The sequence below is a fragment of the Rhizobium sp. SU303 genome, from assembly GCF_021052345.1.
Classification (GTDB): Bacteria; Pseudomonadota; Alphaproteobacteria; order Rhizobiales; family Rhizobiaceae; genus Rhizobium; species Rhizobium laguerreae.
The window spans coordinates 3,564,063-3,583,898 of the sequence record NZ_CP088095.1 but is presented as its reverse complement, the minus strand read 5'-3'; the positions used below and the strand labels follow the sequence as shown (position 1 = coordinate 3,583,898).

General features: G+C 62.8%; 14 protein-coding genes. 9 read left to right on the top strand and 5 right to left on the bottom strand.

Translation table 11 applies throughout. The annotated features are described in order from the left end of the window. The first annotated feature begins 1 nt into the window (after nucleotide 1). The 5 genes from RlegSU303_RS17900 (at nucleotide 2) to RlegSU303_RS17880 (ending at nucleotide 9,258) form a co-directional block, all read left to right on the top strand. Complete coding sequence (locus RlegSU303_RS17900) at nucleotides 2-3,202, top strand: efflux RND transporter permease subunit (RefSeq protein ID WP_131707813.1); 3,201 nt, start codon at nucleotides 2-4, stop codon at nucleotides 3,200-3,202. Between the two features lie 195 nt (nucleotides 3,203-3,397). Further along, entirely contained in the window at nucleotides 3,398-4,309 is a 912-nt protein-coding gene (locus RlegSU303_RS17895; RefSeq protein ID WP_131719189.1) for an NAD(P)-dependent oxidoreductase, read from the top strand. Next, nucleotides 4,309-6,090, top strand: coding sequence for an IlvD/Edd family dehydratase (locus RlegSU303_RS17890; protein ID WP_131719188.1), 1,782 nt, complete (start codon nucleotides 4,309-4,311; stop codon nucleotides 6,088-6,090). The genes RlegSU303_RS17895 and RlegSU303_RS17890 overlap by 1 nt, the downstream gene beginning before the upstream one ends. 131 nt (nucleotides 6,091-6,221) lie before the next feature. Beyond that, entirely contained in the window at nucleotides 6,222-8,039 is a 1,818-nt protein-coding gene (locus RlegSU303_RS17885; protein WP_231283239.1) for a putative bifunctional diguanylate cyclase/phosphodiesterase, read from the top strand. Between the two features lie 370 nt (nucleotides 8,040-8,409). Next, complete coding sequence (locus RlegSU303_RS17880) at nucleotides 8,410-9,258, top strand: GNAT family N-acetyltransferase (RefSeq protein WP_094087555.1); 849 nt, start codon at nucleotides 8,410-8,412, stop codon at nucleotides 9,256-9,258. Nucleotides 9,259-9,283: 25 nt separating this feature from the next. Here the strand turns inward: RlegSU303_RS17880 and RlegSU303_RS17875 are convergent, their stop codons facing one another. Next, nucleotides 9,284-10,201: a DMT family transporter gene (locus RlegSU303_RS17875; RefSeq protein ID WP_131719186.1), complete on the bottom strand. Its 918-nt coding sequence runs from the start codon at nucleotides 10,199-10,201 to the stop codon at nucleotides 9,284-9,286. A gap of 191 nt (nucleotides 10,202-10,392) precedes the next feature. Here RlegSU303_RS17875 and RlegSU303_RS17870 point away from each other — a divergent pair, with 191 nt between their 5' ends. Both RlegSU303_RS17870 and RlegSU303_RS17865 read left to right on the top strand, forming a co-directional pair. Then, nucleotides 10,393-11,691 (top strand): adenylosuccinate synthase, encoded by a 1,299-nt coding sequence (locus RlegSU303_RS17870; RefSeq protein ID WP_025395709.1) that lies wholly within the window; start codon nucleotides 10,393-10,395, stop codon nucleotides 11,689-11,691. A gap of 60 nt (nucleotides 11,692-11,751) precedes the next feature. Then, a complete protein-coding gene (locus RlegSU303_RS17865) occupies nucleotides 11,752-14,280 on the top strand; it encodes a hypothetical protein (RefSeq protein ID WP_131644923.1) in 2,529 nt (842 codons plus the stop codon). Between the two features lie 106 nt (nucleotides 14,281-14,386). Here RlegSU303_RS17865 and rpoH read toward each other — a convergent pair whose 3' ends face one another. Continuing rightward, nucleotides 14,387-15,295 carry an RNA polymerase sigma factor RpoH gene (gene rpoH, locus RlegSU303_RS17860; protein ID WP_003542378.1) on the bottom strand — a complete coding sequence of 303 codons (909 nt, stop codon included), beginning with the start codon at nucleotides 15,293-15,295 and terminating at the stop codon, nucleotides 14,387-14,389. Between the two features lie 190 nt (nucleotides 15,296-15,485). Beyond that, complete coding sequence (locus RlegSU303_RS17855; RefSeq protein WP_131719185.1) at nucleotides 15,486-16,511, bottom strand: RluA family pseudouridine synthase; 1,026 nt, start codon at nucleotides 16,509-16,511, stop codon at nucleotides 15,486-15,488. A 42-nt stretch (nucleotides 16,512-16,553) separates the two neighbouring features. On the opposite strand from RlegSU303_RS17855, the gene RlegSU303_RS17850 reads away from it, so the two are divergent. Together RlegSU303_RS17850 and RlegSU303_RS17845 are read left to right on the top strand one after the other, a co-directional pair. Then, nucleotides 16,554-16,940, top strand: coding sequence for a hypothetical protein (locus RlegSU303_RS17850; protein WP_131619549.1), 387 nt, complete (start codon nucleotides 16,554-16,556; stop codon nucleotides 16,938-16,940). Nucleotides 16,941-16,947: 7 nt separating this feature from the next. Beyond that, nucleotides 16,948-17,772, top strand: a complete 825-nt coding sequence (locus RlegSU303_RS17845; RefSeq protein WP_131619550.1) for a TrmH family RNA methyltransferase — start codon at nucleotides 16,948-16,950, stop codon at nucleotides 17,770-17,772. A gap of 72 nt (nucleotides 17,773-17,844) precedes the next feature. On the opposite strand, the gene RlegSU303_RS17840 is transcribed toward RlegSU303_RS17845, so the two are convergent. Next, a complete protein-coding gene (locus RlegSU303_RS17840; protein WP_131619551.1) occupies nucleotides 17,845-19,008 on the bottom strand; it encodes a hypothetical protein in 1,164 nt (387 codons plus the stop codon). A 116-nt stretch (nucleotides 19,009-19,124) separates the two neighbouring features. After that, nucleotides 19,125-19,712 carry a DUF1134 domain-containing protein gene (locus RlegSU303_RS17835; protein ID WP_017961761.1) on the bottom strand — a complete coding sequence of 196 codons (588 nt, stop codon included), beginning with the start codon at nucleotides 19,710-19,712 and terminating at the stop codon, nucleotides 19,125-19,127. Nucleotides 19,713-19,836 lie beyond the last annotated feature (124 nt).

Genomic DNA, 19,836 nt, shown 5'->3' with positions numbered 1-19,836 from the left:
TATGAACATCTCCAGATTCTTTGTCGACCGCCCGGTCTTTGCCGGCGTTCTTTCGGTCCTCATCCTGGTTGCCGGCCTGATCGGCCTGCGCGCGCTGCCGATTTCCGAATATCCGGAGGTCGTGCCGCCGTCGATCGTCGTGCGCGCTACCTATCCCGGCGCCAACCCAAGCGTCATCGCCGAAACGGTGGCGACGCCGCTCGAAGAGCAGATCAACGGCGTCGAAGGCATGCTGTATATGGCCAGCCAGGCGACATCGGACGGCGTGCTCAACGTCACCGTTACCTTCAAGCTCGGCACCGACCCCGACAAAGCGCAGCAGCTCGTGCAGAACCGCGTTTCACAGGCCGAACCGCGCCTGCCGGCGGAAGTCCGTTCGCTCGGCATCACTACAGTCAAGAGCTCACCCAACTTCATCATGGTCGTCAATCTCGTCTCCGACGGGAACAATCACGACATCACCTATCTTCGCAATTACGCGACCCTGAACGTCAAGGATCGGCTCGCCCGCATTGCAGGCGTCGGGCAGGTGCAGGTCTTCGGCGCCGGCGACTATTCCATGCGTGTCTGGATCGACCCGCAGAAGGCCGCCGAGCACAATCTTGCCGCCAGCGACATTAGCAGCGCGATCAGTTCCCAGAACATCCAGGCCGCCGCCGGTATCATCGGCGCATCGCCGAGCCAGCCGGGTGTGGACCTGCAGCTCAACGTCAATGCCCAAGGCCGCCTGCGCACTCCCGAGGAGTTCGGCAGCATCATCGTCAAGACGGGCGCCAGTGGCGAGATCACCCGTCTTCGCGATGTCGCCCGCATCGAGCTCGGTGCTGCGGACTACACCCTGCGTTCGCTGCTCGACGGCAAGCCGGCCGTCGCCGTTGCTGTCCTGCAGGCGCCGGGTTCGAACGCGATCGAAATCGCGGACAATGTGAACGCGACCATGGATCAGCTGCAGCTCGCCATGCCTGAGGGCGTCAAATACGAGATCGTCTACGATACGACGAAATTCGTGCGTGCCTCGATCGAGAAGGTCATCGACACTCTGCTCGAGGCCATTGCGCTCGTTGTTCTCGTCGTCATCCTGTTCCTGCAGACGTGGCGCGCTTCGATCATCCCGCTGATCGCGGTTCCCGTATCGATCATCGGCACTTTCGCGGTCATGTATGTCTGCGGCTTCTCGATCAACGCGCTCAGTCTGTTCGGGCTGGTGCTTGCGATCGGCATCGTCGTCGACGACGCGATCGTGGTGGTCGAAAACGTCGAGCGCAATATCGAGCATGGCCTGTCGCCGCGGGCTGCCACCTACAAGGCGATGAAGGAAGTCTCCGGTCCGATCGTCGCGATCGCGCTGGTCCTCGTCGCGGTCTTCGTGCCGCTCGCTTTCATCTCCGGTCTGTCGGGTCAGTTCTACCGCCAGTTCGCGCTCACGATCGCAATCTCGACCGTCATCTCGGCCTTCAACTCACTCACCCTGTCTCCGGCGCTGGCAGCCCTTCTCCTGAAGGGCCATGATCAGCCGAAGGACTGGCTGACGCGGTTCATGGACGCCATCTTCGGTTGGTTCTTCCGCGGCTTCAACCGTGTCTTCGGCGCGGGCTCGAATGCCTACGGCAAGGGCGTTGGCGGGCTGTTGTCGCGCAAGAGCATCGTTATGGTGATCTATCTGGCGTTGGTCGGTGCGACCTACAGCCTGTTCAGCACGGTCCCCGGCGGCTTCGTGCCGTCACAGGACAAGCAGTATCTGATCGGCTTTGCCCAGTTGCCGGATGCCGCAAGCCTCGACCGCACGGAAGACGTCATCAAGCGCATGACCGACATCGCGCTGGCGCAGCCGGGCGTTGCCAATGCGATTGCCTTCCCGGGCCTGTCGATCAACGGCTTCACCAACTCCTCGAATGCCGGCATCGTCTTCGTGACGCTGAAGGACTTCGAAGAGCGCAAGACGCCTGATCTCTCGGGCGGCGCAATCGCCATGGCGCTGAACCAGAAGTTCGGCGTCATCCAGGATGCCTTCATCGCCATGTTCCCGCCGCCGCCGGTCAATGGTCTCGGCACGACGGGCGGTTTCAAGTTGCAGATCGAGGATCGTGCCGGCCTCGGTAACCAGGCGCTTGACGAGGCGACCAAGGCCGTCCTTGCAAAAGCCTATCAGGCGCCTGAGCTCGCCGGACTGTTCTCCAGCTTCCAGATCAACGTGCCGCAGCTCTATGCCGATCTCGACCGTGCCAAGGCCGAGCAGCTCGGGGTTTCCGTCACCGACGTCTTCCAGACGCTGCAGATCTATCTCGGTTCGCTCTATGTGAACGACTTCAACGCCTTCGGCCGCACCTACAGCGTCCGTGTGCAAGCCGATGCGAAATTCCGTGCCCAGCCGGAAGATATCGGCCAGTTGAAGGTCCGGTCGGCATCGGGTGAGATGATCCCGCTTTCAGCCCTCTTGAAGGTGGAACCGAGCACCGGTCCGGAGCGCGCGAACCGCTACAATGGCTTCCTCGCCGCTGATATCAACGGCGGTCCGGCACCGGGCTTCTCGTCGGGTCAGGCGCAAGCGGCAATCGAGAAGATCCTTCACGAGACCCTGCCTGCGGGCATCGATTTCGAATGGACGGATCTGACCTATCAGCAGATCCTGGCCGGCAATTCGAGCATCGTTGTCTTCCCCCTGGCACTGCTGCTCGTCTTCCTCGTATTGGCCGCCCAGTATGAAAGCCTGACGCTGCCGCTTGCGATCATCATGATTGTGCCGATGGGCGTGCTGGCCGCGCTGACCGGCGTCTGGCTCACCGGTGGAGACAACAACATCTTCACCCAGATCGGTCTTGTGGTGCTTGTCGGTCTATCGGCGAAGAACGCCATCCTTATCGTGGAATTCGCCCGCGAACTGGAATTCGAGGGAAGGACACCGCGGGAGGCTGCGATCGAGGCCAGCCGCCTTCGCCTTCGCCCGATCCTCATGACCTCGCTTGCCTTCATCATGGGTGTCGTGCCGCTCGTCGTCTCCACCGGCGCCGGCGCGGAAATGCGCGCGGCCATGGGTGTCGCGGTCTTCTCGGGCATGATCGGCGTGACCTTCTTCGGCATCTTCATGACGCCGGTGTTCTATGTGCTGTTGCGGCGGCTGACGGGCAACCGTCCGCTCATCCAGCACAAGCCGGACGAACACAAGGAAGAAGAGGCGGAGGTTATCCGGCTCGCCGCGGAATAAACGGAATTCAACCTTCCTTTGTCGAGTAAATCGGGCGGGAACTTCGGTTCTCGCCCGTATCGTTTTCAGGGAGTGCGCGCGGCCTTCCGACAAACCCCTCCAGGGCATGTGACAAAAATGCGTTACGCCCGTCAAAACGGTTTGCAACGATGGGCGAGGGGACTATCAAAGACGGACAACAGTTGGGAGGACTGAATGACGAATTCGAGAGACGGTCATGACGGCAGGCGGATCGCCTTTCTTGGCACCGGCCTGATGGGCGCACCGATGGCTCGCCGGCTGCTTGGCGCGGGCTTTGCCGTCACCGTCTGGAATCGCGATTCCGGCAAGGCCGAACCGCTTGCGGGAGACGGTGCGGTCTGCGCTAAAACGCCTGATGATGCCGTTTCCGGCGCCGACGTCGTCATCACCATGCTCACCAACGCCGAGGCGGTGAAGGACGTGTTGTTCGACCGCGGAGCGGTCGATGCGATGACGCCTGGCACAACCGTCATCGACATGAGTTCGATCGCCCCGCATTTCGCCCGCGACCATTCGGCGAGGCTTGCCGACCGCGACATCCATCATGTCGATTCGCCGGTATCTGGCGGCGTCGTCGGCGCGGAAGCGGGTACGCTCGCGATCATGGCGGGCGGCGACAAGGACGTGGTCGACGGGCTTGCAGATGTCTTTGCGCCGATGGGGCGCGTGACCCGCGTCGGTCCAAGCGGAGCGGGTCAGCTTGCCAAGCTTGCCAACCAGCAGATCGTCGCGGTAACGATCGGCGCCGTCGCCGAAGCGATGATGCTGATCGAAGCGGGCGGCGGCTCGCAGGCAGCCTTTCGGGACGCCATTCGCGGCGGCTTTGCCGAGAGCCGTATCCTTGAGCTGCACGGCAAGCGCATGGTCGAGCGGCAGTTTACGCCAGGCGGTTCGTCCAGCAACCAGCTCAAGGATCTGAACGCCGCCATGGAGACGGCCAAGACCCTGTCGTTGACGCTACCGCTGACTGCGGCGGTACATGCCGAATTCAGCGAATTCGTCGCCAATGGCAATGGCGAAAAGGATCACAGCGGCCTGCTCCTCCATCTCGAAGAGAAGAATGCCCGGCCGGGAGGAAAGAAGTGATGGACAGCCATTCGCCAAAGCGGCGCCTGCGTTCGCAGGACTGGTTCGACAATCCCGATCATATCGACATGGCAGCGCTCTATCTCGAGCGCTTCATGAATTACGGCATCACGCCGGAAGAGCTGCGCTCCGGCAAGCCGATCATCGGGATTGCCCAGAGCGGCAGCGATCTTACGCCCTGCAACAGGGTGCATATTGAGCTTGCCAAGCGCGTGCGCGACGGCATTCGCGATGCCGGGGGTATCCCGATCGAGTTTCCGACACATCCGATCTTCGAGAATTGCAAGCGCCCGACAGCCGCACTCGACCGCAATCTCGCCTATCTCGGCCTCGTCGAAATCCTCTACGGCTATCCGCTCGACGGCGTCGTGCTGACCACCGGCTGCGACAAGACCACGCCTTCGGCGATCATGGCGGCTTCGACGGTCGATATCCCGGCGATCGTGCTCTCCGGCGGCCCGATGCTCGACGGCTGGCATGAGGGCGAGCTGGCGGGCTCCGGCACGGTGATCTGGCGGATGCGGCGGAAATATGCGGCAGGCGAGATCGATCGGGAAGAGTTCCTGCAGGCAGCGCTCGATTCTGCGCCTTCCGTCGGCCACTGCAATACGATGGGCACCGCTTCGACGATGAATGCGCTGGCCGAGGCGCTCGGCCTTTCGCTGACCGGCTGCGGAGCGATTCCGGCCGCCTACCGCGAGCGCGGCCAGATGGCCTACCGCACCGGGCGGCGCGCCGTCGAAATCGTCTTCGAGGATCTGAAGCCGTCGGACATCCTGACGCGCGAGGCTTTCCTGAATGCGATCCGCACCAATTCGGCGATCGGCGGTTCGACCAACGCGCAGCCGCATCTGGCCGCGATGGCGAAGCACGCCGGCGTCGAACTCTATCCCGACGACTGGCAGGTGCACGGTTTCGATATCCCGCTGCTGGCCAATGTCCAGCCGGCGGGCGCCTATCTCGGCGAGCGCTTTCATCGTGCCGGCGGCACGCCGGCGATCATGTGGGAACTGCTGCAGGCCGGAAAGCTCGATGGCAACTGTCGCACGGTGACGGGCAGGACGATGGCCGAGAACCTGGAGGGCAAGGAAGCGCGCGACCGCGAGGTCATCACGCCGTTCGCTGAGCCGCTGAAGGAGCGGGCGGGTTTCCTGGTTCTCAAGGGCAATCTCTTCGATTTCGCGATCATGAAGATGAGCGTGGTCTCGGAGGATTTCCGTCGGCGCTATCTTGAGGAACCCGGGCACGAGGGCGTCTTCAAAGGCAAGGCGGTGGTCTTCGACGGTTCCGAGGACTATCATAAGCGCATCAACGACCCCGAACTCAACATCGACGAAAATACCATCCTCGTCATCCGAGGCGCCGGGCCGATCGGCTGGCCGGGTTCGGCTGAGGTCGTCAACATGCAGCCGCCGGATCATCTCCTGAAGCGCGGCATCCGCAGCCTGCCGACGATCGGCGACGGCCGCCAATCGGGCACGGCGGACAGTCCCTCGATCCTCAACGCCTCGCCGGAAAGCGCCGCTGGCGGCGGCCTTGCCTGGCTTCGTACCGGCGATATCATCCGCATCGACTTTAACCACGGGCGCTGCGACATGTTGGTCGAGGACGCCGAGATCGAACGGCGCAAGGGCGATGGCATCCCGCCAGTGCCGGCGGATGCGACGCCATGGCAGCAGATCTACCGCCGCTCGGTGACGCAATTGTCGGACGGCGCGGTGCTGGAGGGAGCGACCGAATTCCGCCAGATCGCAAAGAACCCGCCGCGGCACAACCACTGATCTTGATGCTGCCGCAGACTGCAAGTCCTTTGATCCAAAAGGGGAAAGTCGTAACGAACAGTTCACCTAGTCACTAGTTCGGTCATCGGGACAAGGCTTCATTAATGCCGGCTTGAGACCATATTGCCGTTATGCAAGCTTCTAAGGCTGGGACCGCGTTGCCAGAGAAAAAAGCCACACGATCCGAACACGAGTTTCAGGATCTTCTGCGTCGGCTCGAACTCGCTCTCGATGCATCCCGGATCGGTGTCTGGGAGCACAGCATCGAGCAGGACGGGATCTTGTGGGATGCGCAGATGCATCGTCTCTACGAGACCGGCGAGACCTGCCGGCTGGTGACGGCATCGCTTTGGTCGAACGCCATCCATCCCGATGATCGCGAGCGGGCCGAACGCGACTTCGAGCAGGCGATCGCGACGCGCGGCGCCTATAACTCACAATTCCGGATCGTATTGCCGAGCGGCGAAATCCGCCACCTGCGTTCGCGCGCCCATTTCTATGTCGATGCGGAAGGTCTTCCCTCCTTCATCGGCGCCGAATGGGATGTGACGGCCGACGTAATGCTCAACGCGGAACTCGCGCGGCAGAAGGTGGTGGCCGAGGCGAGGGCGCTGGCACTGGAAGAAAGCAATGCGCGCATCGAGCATGTCGCCGATCACGACTATCTCACCGGCTTGCCGAACCGGCGCCTTCTCGACAAGCGGCTGGCGGAACTGCCGGCCGACAAAAGCATCACGACGCTTGGCGTGCTGCATCTCGACCTCGACCAGTTCAAGCAGATCAACGACAGCCACGGTCATGCGGCAGGCGATGCCGTGCTCAGGGCTGCGGCCCTTCGCATCACTGCCGCCATTCCTGCGAATGGCATGGTCGCCCGTGTCGGCGGCGATGAATTCGTCATCGTGCTGGTCAATTTCACCGATCTCACTGAGCTGAAGCAGATCACCGAGGATGTCCAGCGCCGGCTGCGGAAGAAGATCCGCTTCGGCCAGGAGATGCTGCAATCCGGCGCCTCGATCGGCGTTTCCTGGAGCGGCGATCGGCGGGCGCGCAACCTGCTTGCAGAATCCGACCTGGCGCTCTACCAGGCCAAGAAGCTCGGGCGCAACCGCGTCGAATTCTTCACACGGCAATTGCAGGAGGATCTGCGCTCCAAGCGTCGCCTCGCCGAAGAGCTGAAGCTCGGACTGGAGCGCGGCGAGATCCTTCCCTATTATCAGGTGCAGCTCGACGCCCGGACGCGGGAGGTCATCGGCTTCGAGGCGCTGGCGCGCTGGAAACATCCCGAGAAGGGCGTGCTCGCCCCCGGCATATTCCTGAAGATCGCTGACGAGCACGGACTTGCGGCGGAGATCGACGCGGCGATCCTCAAAAGCGTTCTCGAAGACCGGCTGTTCTGGCTGTTGCACGGCCTTGCGGTTCCGCGCATCGCCGTCAATATCTCGGCGTCGCGCCTTGCCGATCCGGCGTTGCTCGACAAGCTGAGGAAACTCGATATCCCGCCCGGCGTGATCGTCTTCGAACTGGTCGAGACGATTTTCCTCGACGACAGCGACGAAAAACTGCTCGCTCATATCGGCGATATCAAACAGATGGGCATCGACATCGAGATCGACGACTTCGGATCGGGCCATGCCTCGCTGATCGGTCTCGTCAAGCTGCGGCCGAAGCGGCTGAAGATCGACCGGCAGCTCGTCAACGAGGTCGTCACCTCCGCCGAGCAGCGGCGCGTGGTGGGTTCGATCGTGGAAATCGCCAAGGCACTCGATGTCGAGGTGATCGCCGAGGGCATCGAGACCGAGGCGCATGCCGTCGTGCTGGCGCAGCTCGGCTGCGACGGCCTGCAGGGTTATGCGTTCGGTTATCCCGCACCGGCGGCCGAGACAGACCGTCTTTTCTCATCGATGGCGAGCCGAATCGAAAAGCAGAAGGCCGCGATGGGCAGTTGAACGGCCGGTGATCCTTCCGCGGGCGACTGTCGACGCTCCCGGTTTTTTGCCGCGTCGCGGAAGTGATTTCGGACGAATGCTTCTCTCGTCTTTCAAATTGGCAAGGCGGCATCTTTTCGGCGCGGCTTTTTATTCGCATCGGCTGGAAGATAATTGAGGCCCAAGTAATTTTCTTGAGCTTGCAACGGCATTGTTTCATGGTAATGCGGAAACGAAGCTTTCTGTATTGCATCGAAAAATGATTATACGCGTCGTCAAGTCCATGAGCGCGGCTCTCCATCGTTCGCAGGTGCAATCGGGAGCTGGGGCCTGACAATTGCTTTGCCGTTGCCGGGATGGACTTGCGGGACATTCAATCTGGGAAAGTTGCATGAATTCGGAATTTGCCGTTCGTTCGATGCGGCCCGGCGAACTGGAACTCGTGCTCGAATGGGCGCGTCAGGAAGGCTGGAACCCTGGTCTCGACGATTCGCTTGCATTCAACGAGGCTGATCCGTCGGGATTTTTCGTCGGCTCCATCGGTGAAGTCCCCGTCGGCTCGATCTCGGTCGTCAAATATGGCGATATTTTCGCCTTCCTGGGCCTCTACATCGTCCATCCCGATTTTCGTGGCAAGGGTTACGGCAAGGCGATCTGGGCGGCGGGCATTGCCAGCGCGGGAGACCGCACGATAGGTCTCGACGGCGTCGCCGCACAGCAGGACAACTACCGCAAGGCCGGCTTCGAACCCGCCTATTCCACCATTCGCTATGGCGGTGTCGCTATTTCCTTGCCTGTCTCGACGCTTGTCGCGCAACCGGTGCTGGATTCACGCCTCGAAGGCCTGCAACGATATGATTCGGCGATCTTTCCGCAGCCGCGGGATGCCTTTCTCGCTGCCTGGTGCACCGCCCGCAAGGGCCGTCGTTCGGCGGTGGTGCGCAAGAGCCACAAGATCCGCGGTTACGGCACGATCCGCCGCTGCTACGAGGGCTACAAGATCGGCCCGCTCTTTGCCAACGATGCCGACAGCGCCGCGGCGCTGCTTGCCGAATTGATCCCCGAGGCGAAAGGGGCTGCGGTCTTCATCGACATTCCCGCAGAGAACCGCGAGGCGGTCGCGCTTGCCGAAGGCATCGGCCTTCAACCGGTATTCGAGACGACACGCATGTATCGCGGACCGGCGCCGGCCATCCCGCTGAAGCACGTCTTCGGCGTGACGACGCTGGAGCTTGGTTAAAGCCTTTCCTGACCAGGAAAAGGTTTTAATCCACGGGTGAGGCGGGCACGGTCGGCGACGAAGCTTTCGGACGGCCCCTTTCGGCGATCGCGATGCCGCCCAAGGTCAGTACCAGTGCGATCACATGGAAGGACTGCAGTCTCTCGCCGATCAGGGCGACGGAAAGCAGCGTTCCGAACACCGGCACGAGATTGATGAAGAGGCCGGCGCGGTTGGCGCCGATTGCCACGACGCCCTTGATATAGAGGATCTGCGCCACCAGCGATGGGAAGATCGCCGTGTAGAGAGTGATGACCCAGCCGGCCTGGTCCGGCCACTGCGCGGCACCCCGGCCGGTTTCCCAGAGGAGCAGCGGCAGCGAGGTCAGCATGGCGCCGAGCGCCGGGACCGCCATCAGCGTGCGCCAGTCGAGTGGCGGCTTCCAGCGCAGGAAGATCGTGTAGACCGAATAGGCGGCAATGGCGATCAGCATCAGCCCGTCGCCGCGGTTGAGGCTGAGTTGCAGCAGCGTTGCGAGGTCGCCATGTGCGGCGGTCAGAGCGACGCCGATCAGCGTCATGCCGAAGCCGAGACATTGCGCCAGCGAGATGCCGGTACGGAAGAACATGAAATTCAGCAGGAAGATCAGCATCGGGATGCCGGCCTGCTCGATGGCGACGTTGATGGCCGTCGTATATTGCACGGCCGAATAAAGCATGGCGTTGAAAAGGGTGTAGCCGATGACACCGTAGAAGAGGAGCAGCGGCAGGTTCTTCCTGACTACTGGCCAGTCCTTCCGCATTTGCGGTACTGAAATCACGGCGATCATTGCGACGGCGAGGAACCAGCGCAGGAAGGTCAGCATCATCGGGCTGATATGCCCGAGCGCGAGTTTGCCGGCGACGGAGTTGCCGCCCCAGCAGAGGGTGGCGATAACGAGGCAGATATAGGCCGTGGCTTGCAAGAGCGTTCTTCCCGTCTTTCCGCGATCGCCGAGCGGCGTTTTGTGACGGGAAATAGCCTGTCGGCTGCTGATTTGTCACGTAAAAAGCCCAATCTGCTGTGACAACAGGGTCGCTTTCCAAAAAACAAAGCTTTATAGATGCGCGGGTTTGAGCAGGTGCGCGGTTCCGCGCCGGTAACAGGAAGAGTTGGATGACGAACGTAGTCGTGGTCGGTTCGCAATGGGGTGACGAAGGCAAGGGCAAGATTGTCGACTGGCTTTCGGAGCGTGCGGATATCGTTGTGCGCTATCAGGGCGGACACAATGCCGGCCATACGCTCGTCATCGACGGCACGAGCTATAAGCTCTCGCTGCTGCCGTCCGGCGTCGTGCGCCCGGGCAAGATGGCCGTCATCGGCAACGGTGTCGTCGTCGATCCGCATGCGCTAATCGCCGAGATCGGCCGGCTGGAGGCGCAAGGCGTGACGGTTACGCCTGACAATCTGCGCATTGCAGACAATGCGACGCTCATCCTGTCGCTGCACCGCGAGCTCGACGCGATGCGCGAGGATGCGGCGTCGAACAGCGGCACCAAGATCGGCACGACGCGCCGCGGCATTGGCCCGGCCTATGAAGACAAGGTCGGCCGCCGCGCCATCCGCGTCATGGATCTTGCCGATCTCGATAGTCTTTCCGGCAAGGTCGACCGTATTCTGACGCATCACAATGCGCTTCGCCGCGGTCTTGGCGTTGCCGAAGTCAGCCACCAGGCGATCATGGACGAACTGACCTCGATCGCTGATCGGGTACTGCCTTTCCGTGATACGGTCTGGCTCTTCCTCGACAAGGAGCGCCGCAAGGGTGCTCGCATCCTCTTTGAAGGCGCGCAGGGCAGCCTGCTCGATATCGATCACGGCACCTATCCCTTCGTGACCTCCTCAAACACGGTGGCCGGCCAGGCGGCAGCCGGTTCCGGCATGGGACCGGGCTCGCTCGGTTATATCCTCGGCATCACCAAGGCCTATACGACGCGCGTCGGCGAAGGCCCGTTCCCGACCGAGCTCACCGACGAAATTGGCCAGTTCCTGGGCGAGAAGGGACATGAGTTCGGTACTGTGACGGGGCGTAAGCGCCGCTGCGGCTGGTTCGACGCGGCACTCGTACGCCAGTCGGTCGCCACCAACGGCATCACGGGCATCGCGCTCACCAAGCTCGACGTGCTCGACGGTCTCGAGGAATTGAAGATCTGCGTCGGCTACATGCTCGACGGCCAACAGATTGATCATCTTCCCGCAAGCCAGGGAGCGCAAGCTAGGGTGGAACCGATCTACGTCACCCTGGAGGGATGGAAGGAATCGACCGTCGGCGCCCGCAGTTGGGCGGATCTGCCGGCACAGGCGATCAAATATGTTCGCCAGGTCGAAGAGCTGATCGGGGCACCCGTCGCGCTCTTGTCCACCAGCCCGGAGCGGGATGATACGATACTTGTGACCGATCCGTTTGAGGATTAAGCTCACGGGTCACTGTGGAGGATGGTTCGGTAGGGTACCGGACTTCTTGAGAAAGTACTGATGGCGGATTTTATTGCAGTCATTCGGCGGGCCGTTGACGGCTTGGCTGAAAATACCCCCGAGATGCGGGTGAAAGTCTACGAACGTGCCCGCGGTGCAGTGCAGCGGCAGCTCGAGAACATGAAACCGCGTCCGCCGGAAGCCATGCTGCAACGCCAGCTCGAAAAGCTCGAGGCTGCCATCCGCGAGGTGGAAGGCGAACACTCCGAGGCGATGCCGCTCGATGAGCCGGTTGCGGCCGTTACCGCTTCGGAATCCTTCGAAGAACAAGCGGTTCCCCACGAAAGCGAACCAGCGTCGGCGCCGGAGACTGCTGTCGAGGAGCCGGCCTACGAAGCCTATGCGGAACCGCAGGCGGACGAGGCCACCGGCGAGCCCGATCAGGTGGAAGTCGCCGCGCCGGAGGAGGACGAGGTCGCTGCCGAGGAGCCTCTTTCCCAGGAAACACTCGTTTCGCCGGAAACATCCATTCCCGCGGAAACCCCTGTTGCCGCCGAGACACCGGTTTCGCCGGAGACAGCCGGTCCGGCCGAGACATACTGGCATCCCTCTCAGGAGGAGGAAGCGCCGGCCGAGGAATGGCATGCCGGCGAGGCGCGCGACGTCGCTGCCGAAGACGTACCGACCGAACATGACGGTTGGGAAGCGCCAGCCTCCGAGCATCGCGACGAACAAGCCGACGAAGACCGTGTCGACGAGCAGCATCCCCTGGAAGCCGACGAGATCGCGGACGAACCTGCGGCGGTGGAAAGCGAGGAGCCGGAGGCCGAGGAGGCTTACGAGCCCGACGAGCCGTTGCAGCCGATCACCCGCGGCATAGACCACGCATCCAACCGCCTGGTGGAGCCGGTCGCCGATTTCGATCGTCCGCAGGAGTTCGTCGAGCACAGCCGCGAGGAGCCGTTGCAGGCCGAAGCTGCGGCGCATTTCGACCCCGTCTGGACCGAGCCCGTTGCCGAAACGCCGGCTCCGGCGCCCAAGGATGCGGAGACCGAATGGGCGGAAGAGGAACTCCGGCAATATTCGGAGACGGCGCCGGCGCCGATTACCGCCGATGCCTCGGCGCGCGCCTTCGAGGAGGTGATATCGAGCCTCGAAAAAGTGGCACCCGCCGCCGTCATGCCGGCCGCCAAGGAAAGTTTTTCCTGGGAGACGGCCGCCTTCGACGATCTGCCGCCGATCGAGGCCGGCAACAATAAGAAGACGCCGGTTGCCTCTCACTTCGACGATGTCGATATCTTCGCCGAAGTGCACAACGGCAAGCCGGCGCCTGCTAGCGGTGCGCCGAGCGAGGACTGGCGAGAGGCGAAGGCGCTGCGCGGCTACGACCGCCGCGGCTCTGTCGCCGCTGACGACGATGACGCCAATCCGTCGATGGATATCGATCAGATTGTTGCCTCCAAGCTGCAGGGCAAGAGCTTCCGTATGGAGCCGAAGCGCCGCCGCTTCGGCATCGGCACCGTGATCACGCTCATCTTCGCACTCATCCTGATCGGTGGCGGCGCCTATGCCGGCTGGACGAACAGGGAGGCGTTGGTGGCGATGGTCGACGGGCTCGTTAGCTCGGCACCGTCGCAGGCGACCAGGAACGAGGCGGCAACGCCGCCGGATGGCTCGGCGACGCCTGCCCAGCCGGGCGCGGTGACGCCAGCCCAGCCAACCACACCAGGAGCGCAGAATACTCCAGCGGCGCCGGCGCAGCCGAACCCGCAGGTAGCGTCGGTGAACAATGACGGCGCTGCGGCCAATTCGAAATTCACCCAGCGGCTGCTGACCGATGGAACCGAGGTTGACAGTGGCCCGGCGACTGTGCCGGGAACGCCGACCGCGGAAGGAAAGTCGGTCGCCGAACAGAATGTCGCGGCAGCCGATACGCCGCCTGCCAGCGCGCAGGGCGATGCGGCACCCGCCGACACGCGGACGCCGAACGGCCCAGCGGCATCGCCGCCGCAGACCGCGCCCGTCGGGTCGTCGCAAAAGATGTTCCTCTATGAGGAGCGCATCGGCCAGAGCTCGCCGACGGCGATCGAGGGATCGGTCGTCTGGAGCGTGCAGCACGAGGCTGGCCAGGATGGCCGGCAGGAGGCGACGGTGCAGGGCAATGTCACGGTTCCGGAGCGCAATCTTTCGGCTCTCGTCACCTTCAAGCGCAATTCCGATCCGTCGCTGCCGGCAAGCCATCTCGTCGAGATCGTCTTCTCGGTGCCGCCAAATTTCGAAGGCGGCAGCATCGACAGCGTCCAGCGCATCTCGATGAAGCGCACGGAGCAGGACCGCGGTGACGCGCTGATCGCGGTTCCGGCCAAGATCACCGACGATTTCCATATGATCGCGCTCAACGATTATCCTGATGCGCGCAAGGCCAATCTCGACCTGATGTCGACCCGCAACTGGATCGATATTCCGATCACGTACCGCAACGGCCGCCGCGCGCTGCTGACGATGGAAAAGGGCGGTACGGGAACGGACGCCTTCAATACCGCGATCAAGGAATGGACTGCGCTCGGGGATGTGTCGACGAGCCAGTGACGGTTTCCCGATCTTGGCGCGGTGCCGAGGCTGCGGACAAAGATGAATGAAAAAGAAAAGGCGGGCCGCAAGGACCCGCCTTCTTCAATTGTATCACGCGACAGGTTTATGCCGTGGCTTCGACGACCCGGACGGCCTTGGCGCGTTCCAGGGCTTCCTTGCGGACGGCGTCCTGCACCTTTTCGAAGGCGCGGACCTCGATCTGGCGAACGCGTTCGCGGCTGATGTCGAATTCAGTCGAAAGGTCTTCCAGGGTCACTGGATCCTCGGCGAGGCGGCGAGCCTCGAAGATACGGCGTTCGCGCTCGTTCAGCACGCTCATCGCTTTCGCCAGCATGCGCCGGCGGGTGTCGAGCTCATCCTGTTCGATCAGCACGTCTTCCTGGCTGTCGTGGTCATCCACCAGCCAATCCTGCCATTGGCCGCCGTCACCTTCGGCTGCCTTGATCGGCGCGTTCAGCGAGGCGTCGCCGGAGAGGCGGCGGTTCATCGAAATGACCTCCTCCTCCGAGACGTTCAGCTTGGTGGCGATCTCCGAGACGTGCTCCGGCTTCAGGTCGCCGTCATCGATTGCCTGGATGCGGCCTTTCAGCCGGCGCAGGTTGAAGAACAGGCGCTTCTGGTTGGCGGTCGTGCCCATCTTCACCAGCGACCACGAACGCAGGATATATTCCTGGATAGAGGCCTTGATCCACCACATGGCATAGGTGGCGAGGCGGAAGCCGCGCTCGGCATCGAACTTCTTGACGGCCTGCATCAGGCCGACATTGCCTTCGGAGACGACTTCGCCGATCGGCAGGCCGTAACCGCGATAACCCATCGCGATCTTCGCAACGAGGCGAAGATGGCTGGTGACGAGCTTGTGGGCGGCATCACGGTCACCATGCTCGGCATAACGCTTGGCGAGCATGTATTCCTGCTGCGGCTCCAGCATCGGGAACTTGCGGATTTCGTCGAGGTAACGATTGAGACCGGCTTCACCGGCGGTAATGGACGGCAAGGTATTTCGGGCCATAGTGCACCCTCCTAAAGTGAATTCCGGTTCCCGATGGAAACGCATCCTCGCGTTAAAAAAGGCAAACCGGGACGTGCGGCTCTACTGCGAGCCCGCACTAAGTCAATATACAGATAAGTGTGGCGAAACGGCGGTTCAAGGTGCCGCTCACGCAGGTGTGAGTTGGGCAGGCGGCATTCGGAGCCCGGCTTTATCGCCGCAGCGCTTCGACCAGTTCGACCATATCATCCGGCAGCGGCACCTCGAAATGCATGATTTCGCCGGTGCGGGGATGCTCGAACTGCAGCATGAAGGCATGCAGCGCCTGGCGGCCGAAACCGTTGACGACATTGCGGATCTCTTCGGGCAGGAGATTGGCCTTGGTCTTGAAGCCTGCGCCGTAAACCGTGTCGCCCAGCAGCGGATGGCCGATATGGGCCATGTGGACACGGATCTGGTGGGTGCGGCCGGTTTCGAGGTGGCACTCCACCAGCGAGGCGAACGCGGTGGCGTCCGGCTTCTCATGGAAGCGCTCAATCACCTGGTAATGCGTGATCGCGTCGTCGGCGTCCTGACTGTCGGGGCGTTTGACGGCGCGGCGCGTGCGGTCGCCGGTGGCGCGGCCAAGCGGCGCGTCGACCATGCCCGACAGCGTGCGGGGCCGGCCCCAGACGACTGCCTGATAGGCCCGCTCCAGCGGCATGGTGCGGCCATGGTCGGCAAATTGCAGCGACAGGTGGCGATGGGCAATGTCGTTCTTGGCGACGACCATGACGCCTGTCGTGTCCTTATCTAGACGGTGGACGATGCCGGGGCGGCGCACGCCGCCGATGCCGGAGAGCGTATCGCTGCAATGGTGGATCAGCGCGTTGACCAGCGTCCCCGTCCAGTTGCCGGCGCCGGGATGGACGACGAGACCGGAAGGCTTGGAGATGACGATGACGTCGTCGTCCTCATGGAGGATATCAAGCGGGATGTCCTCGCCCTGCGGCGTCGGGTCTTCCGGCTCGGGCAGCGTGAGTTCGAAACTGTCGCCGGTGCGCACCTTGCGCTGCGGGTCGGTGACGGGTTCGCCGCGCAGAAAAACCTGGCCGTCCTTGATCAGCGCCTTGATGCGGCTGCGCGAAAATTCCTCGCCGACCTGCGCCGTCAGCCAGGCGTCCAACCGGCCTTCGGCAGTTTCATCGGCGGTCAGGACTTTTCTATTGCCGGCTGCTTGTTTAAAGGGGTCGCTCAAGACGCTTCTTCTCCGACGTATTTTTTAGAACGGGACGCACAGATGACAGCAATCGAGCCAGACGACCAGGAAGAGAAGCCCCTTGATCCGGCGATGGAAAGTGTCCGGCGCAAGATGGTCCGCCTGCAGATCGTTTCCGGCGCCATCATGTTCGTGAGCCTTATGGCGGTCTTCGGCGCGGTTGTCTACAAGGTGATGAACAGCGAGCCCAAGGAGACGGCGTCCGCTGTTACCGCCTCCGGCGTGCCTTCGGATGCGCCGCTTGTGGCAACCGTTTCCCTGCCGCTCGGCTTCAAGGTGCAGTCCACTTCGTTTTCAGCCGGGCAGATCCTGTTCTACGGCGAAACGGTCGAGGGCAAGAACAAGGCGCTGGTCTACGATCTCAGGACCGGCCGCACCGTCGCCGACGTCACTGTTGCGGGCAATTGAGGCCGGCATGGCCGCCGTCCCGATCGACATCGACAGCGCTGACGATCCGCGCGTCGCTGAATTCCGCGAGATTCGCGAGCGCGACCTGACGGGGCGAGAGAACCGCTTCATCGCCGAAGGCACCGTCGTGCTGCGCATGCTCGCCGAGGCGCATGCGGCAGGCCGCGGCTTTTTCGCCGAGAAGATCCTGCTGCTGCGCAACCGCGTCGAGGGCGTGCTGCCCATCCTGGAGCGGTTTCCGGCCGATGTGCCGATCTATGTCGCCGGCGCGGATGTGCTCGATGGCGTCGTCGGTTTCCATCTGCATCGCGGTGTTCTCGCGCTCGGCCGGCGACAGGACCGCGGGGAGGCGGCACTTCTCGACGCACTGCCGGAACGGGCGCTGGTGCTCGTCGGCTGCGGCATTTCCAATCACGACAATGCCGGCTCGATTTTCCGCAATGCGGCCGCCTTCCGGGCGGATGCGGTGCTGCTCGACGAAACCTCCTGTGATCCACTCTACCGCAAGGCGCTGCGTGTCTCGGTCGGTTCGGTGCTGAGCGTTCCGCACCGCCGCGGCGGCAAGGCGCTCGATGTACTCGTGGCGCTTGCCGAACGGGGCTTTGCCATCTGGACCCTTTCACCGCACGGCAAGACCGATATCCGCGCCATTCCGGCCTCGACGCGCATGGCGCTCGTCGTCGGCACCGAGGGCGAGGGGTTGCCGGAGGCGCTGCTTGCGCGGTTCCAGAGCGCGCGCATTCCACAGTCGGAGGAACTCGACAGCCTCAATGCCGCGACGGCGACGGGGATCGCGCTGTTTTCCATGGCCTCGGCGATGGGCCGGGTCTAACGCATATCCCTCTCAGATCGGATTGATTTCAGGGTTCTGCGTCAATTCAAACATAATGACGCGCCGCGCGTCCTATCGGACGCTCGGGGGATCGGCGAGGATCGCGGCTGCCCTGTCGGCAAGGTTGACGCGATCGTTCGGCTTCTTTTCAGCAGCTTCGACGAGGAGCGTCCGGATCGGCGAGGAGGGACCCTCGTTCAGGGCGGTCAGCGCCACCATATTGGCGGCGATCGAGGCGATCTCCTCGCGGATCGCACCATCGCGTCCGGCTACGGCCTTTGCCTTTTGCAGGCGCTCGGCCAGGGCGGAGCTGCGTTTGCGGACATCTTCGCCCATCTCAGCCGTGACGATGGCGATGTCGAGCGTGGATGTGGTCGTGTCTTCCGTCATTTCCGCCGGCAGCTCCGCGGCCATCCCGGCAAGGCCGGCGTCGCGCAGCACCCGGTTGACCTTGCGGATCTCGGCGTTGGCGGCCTTCAACTGCTCCTTCAACCTGGCGATCTCCTGCTGGCGGCGCGCGACCAGGGTTTCCTTTTCGGTGGCGGAAGCGCTCTCGCGCGCGGCCTTATCCTCCAGGCGGATCACCATATGCTGCTGCTGCGTCAGTTTCTGTTCGGCATCCTTGGCGCGCTTCTGCAGCAGGCTGACGTCCTGGCGCAGCGTGTCGCGTTCGTCGCGCAGCGCGTTGACGCGGAATTTCAAGCTCTCCGCCTCGGTCTCGCGCGCGGCCAGGTCTATCCTCAGCCCATCGGCCTGTTCACCGAGCTTGCTCAACCGCGTCCGCATCGTCGCCAGTTCGCTCTCCTTGTTGGCAGCGGACTGCTCGGCAATATGCAGATTGGTCTTCAACTGGCTGATATAGTTCTCGTCCTTGCGCAGATGCGAGCGCTGGTCGGCCGCCTCGACATGCATCTCGCCGATCTGGGCCTGCAATTCGCCGATCTCGGCGGCAAGCCTGCCGGCATCGACGGCGAGGGCGTCGTGGCGAAGCTGGAACGACAAGGATTTCTCGCGCTCACGCAGAAGGTCCTGGGTGGTGCGGGCGTTTTCGGCGGCATAGAGCGCGCGCACCATGTCTTTCTGGGCGCGGACCTCCTGCGGGCTCAGCGGCATCGTCGCTTTCAGCCGGTTCTCGGTATACCAGACGATGCGGCGGTGAACGGCGGGCGAGACCAGAAAGACGAGGAAGGCCGCGGTCAGGAAGCCCAATCCGAACAAGAGAGCATATTCGATCACGGCGCGGCCATCGGTAAGAAGGTTGATACGAGGTCAGCCGCGATGATTAAGCACGCGTGACGCGCATGGCAAGGCCGCCGGTGGGGACGGCCGCCGATTCCAGCGGCTTTGCGGCCTCAGAAGGGGTTCCAGGTCGGCGCCTGGGTGATTTTGAGATAGCCGACATTGACGCCGAGGCGAGCACCGACGCCGGTGCGGATCGGCACGACCAGCACGTCGTTGTTCTTGAGCAGCGTCATGCCGAAGCCGGCGATCACATAGGCCGAGCCGCTGACGCCGCCGAAGCGGGCATAGATGCCGTTGACGGAGGGCAGGTCGTAGACCAGCATCATCACGCGTGAGCCCTGGCCGCCGTAATCGAGGCCGAGCGAGGGGCCCTGCCAGTAGAGATTATGTTCGCCGGCGTTCTTGGTGTTCAGCTGGCCTTCGCCATAGGTAAGGCCGGCGATGAAGGCGCCGCCGCCTTCCTGTCCGAGGATATAGCCGTTCGGCAGGCCGTATTTCTGGAAGGCACTCTCTACGACCTTGGCAAGTCCGCCGCTGGCAGAGCCGAAGAAGGAGTGGCCGGCGTCGACGATTTCCTGCATCGTGTACTGGCCGTTGTCCTGGGCGGCGGCCGGCCCGGCAGTCATCAGCGAGGAGAAGATGAGGGCCGAAAGTAACCTGCAGAAGCCGATGAATCGGTGCGGAAATCGAGGGCGCATGGTGTCATCCGTTCGTCGTTTGGCTGAGAGCGGGCAACCGCTCGCGGCGATTGGTGCATTTTGCGCCGATGATCTTAACAATCGGTTTACCAAATATGGTGTCATTATGGCACCGAGTACGATC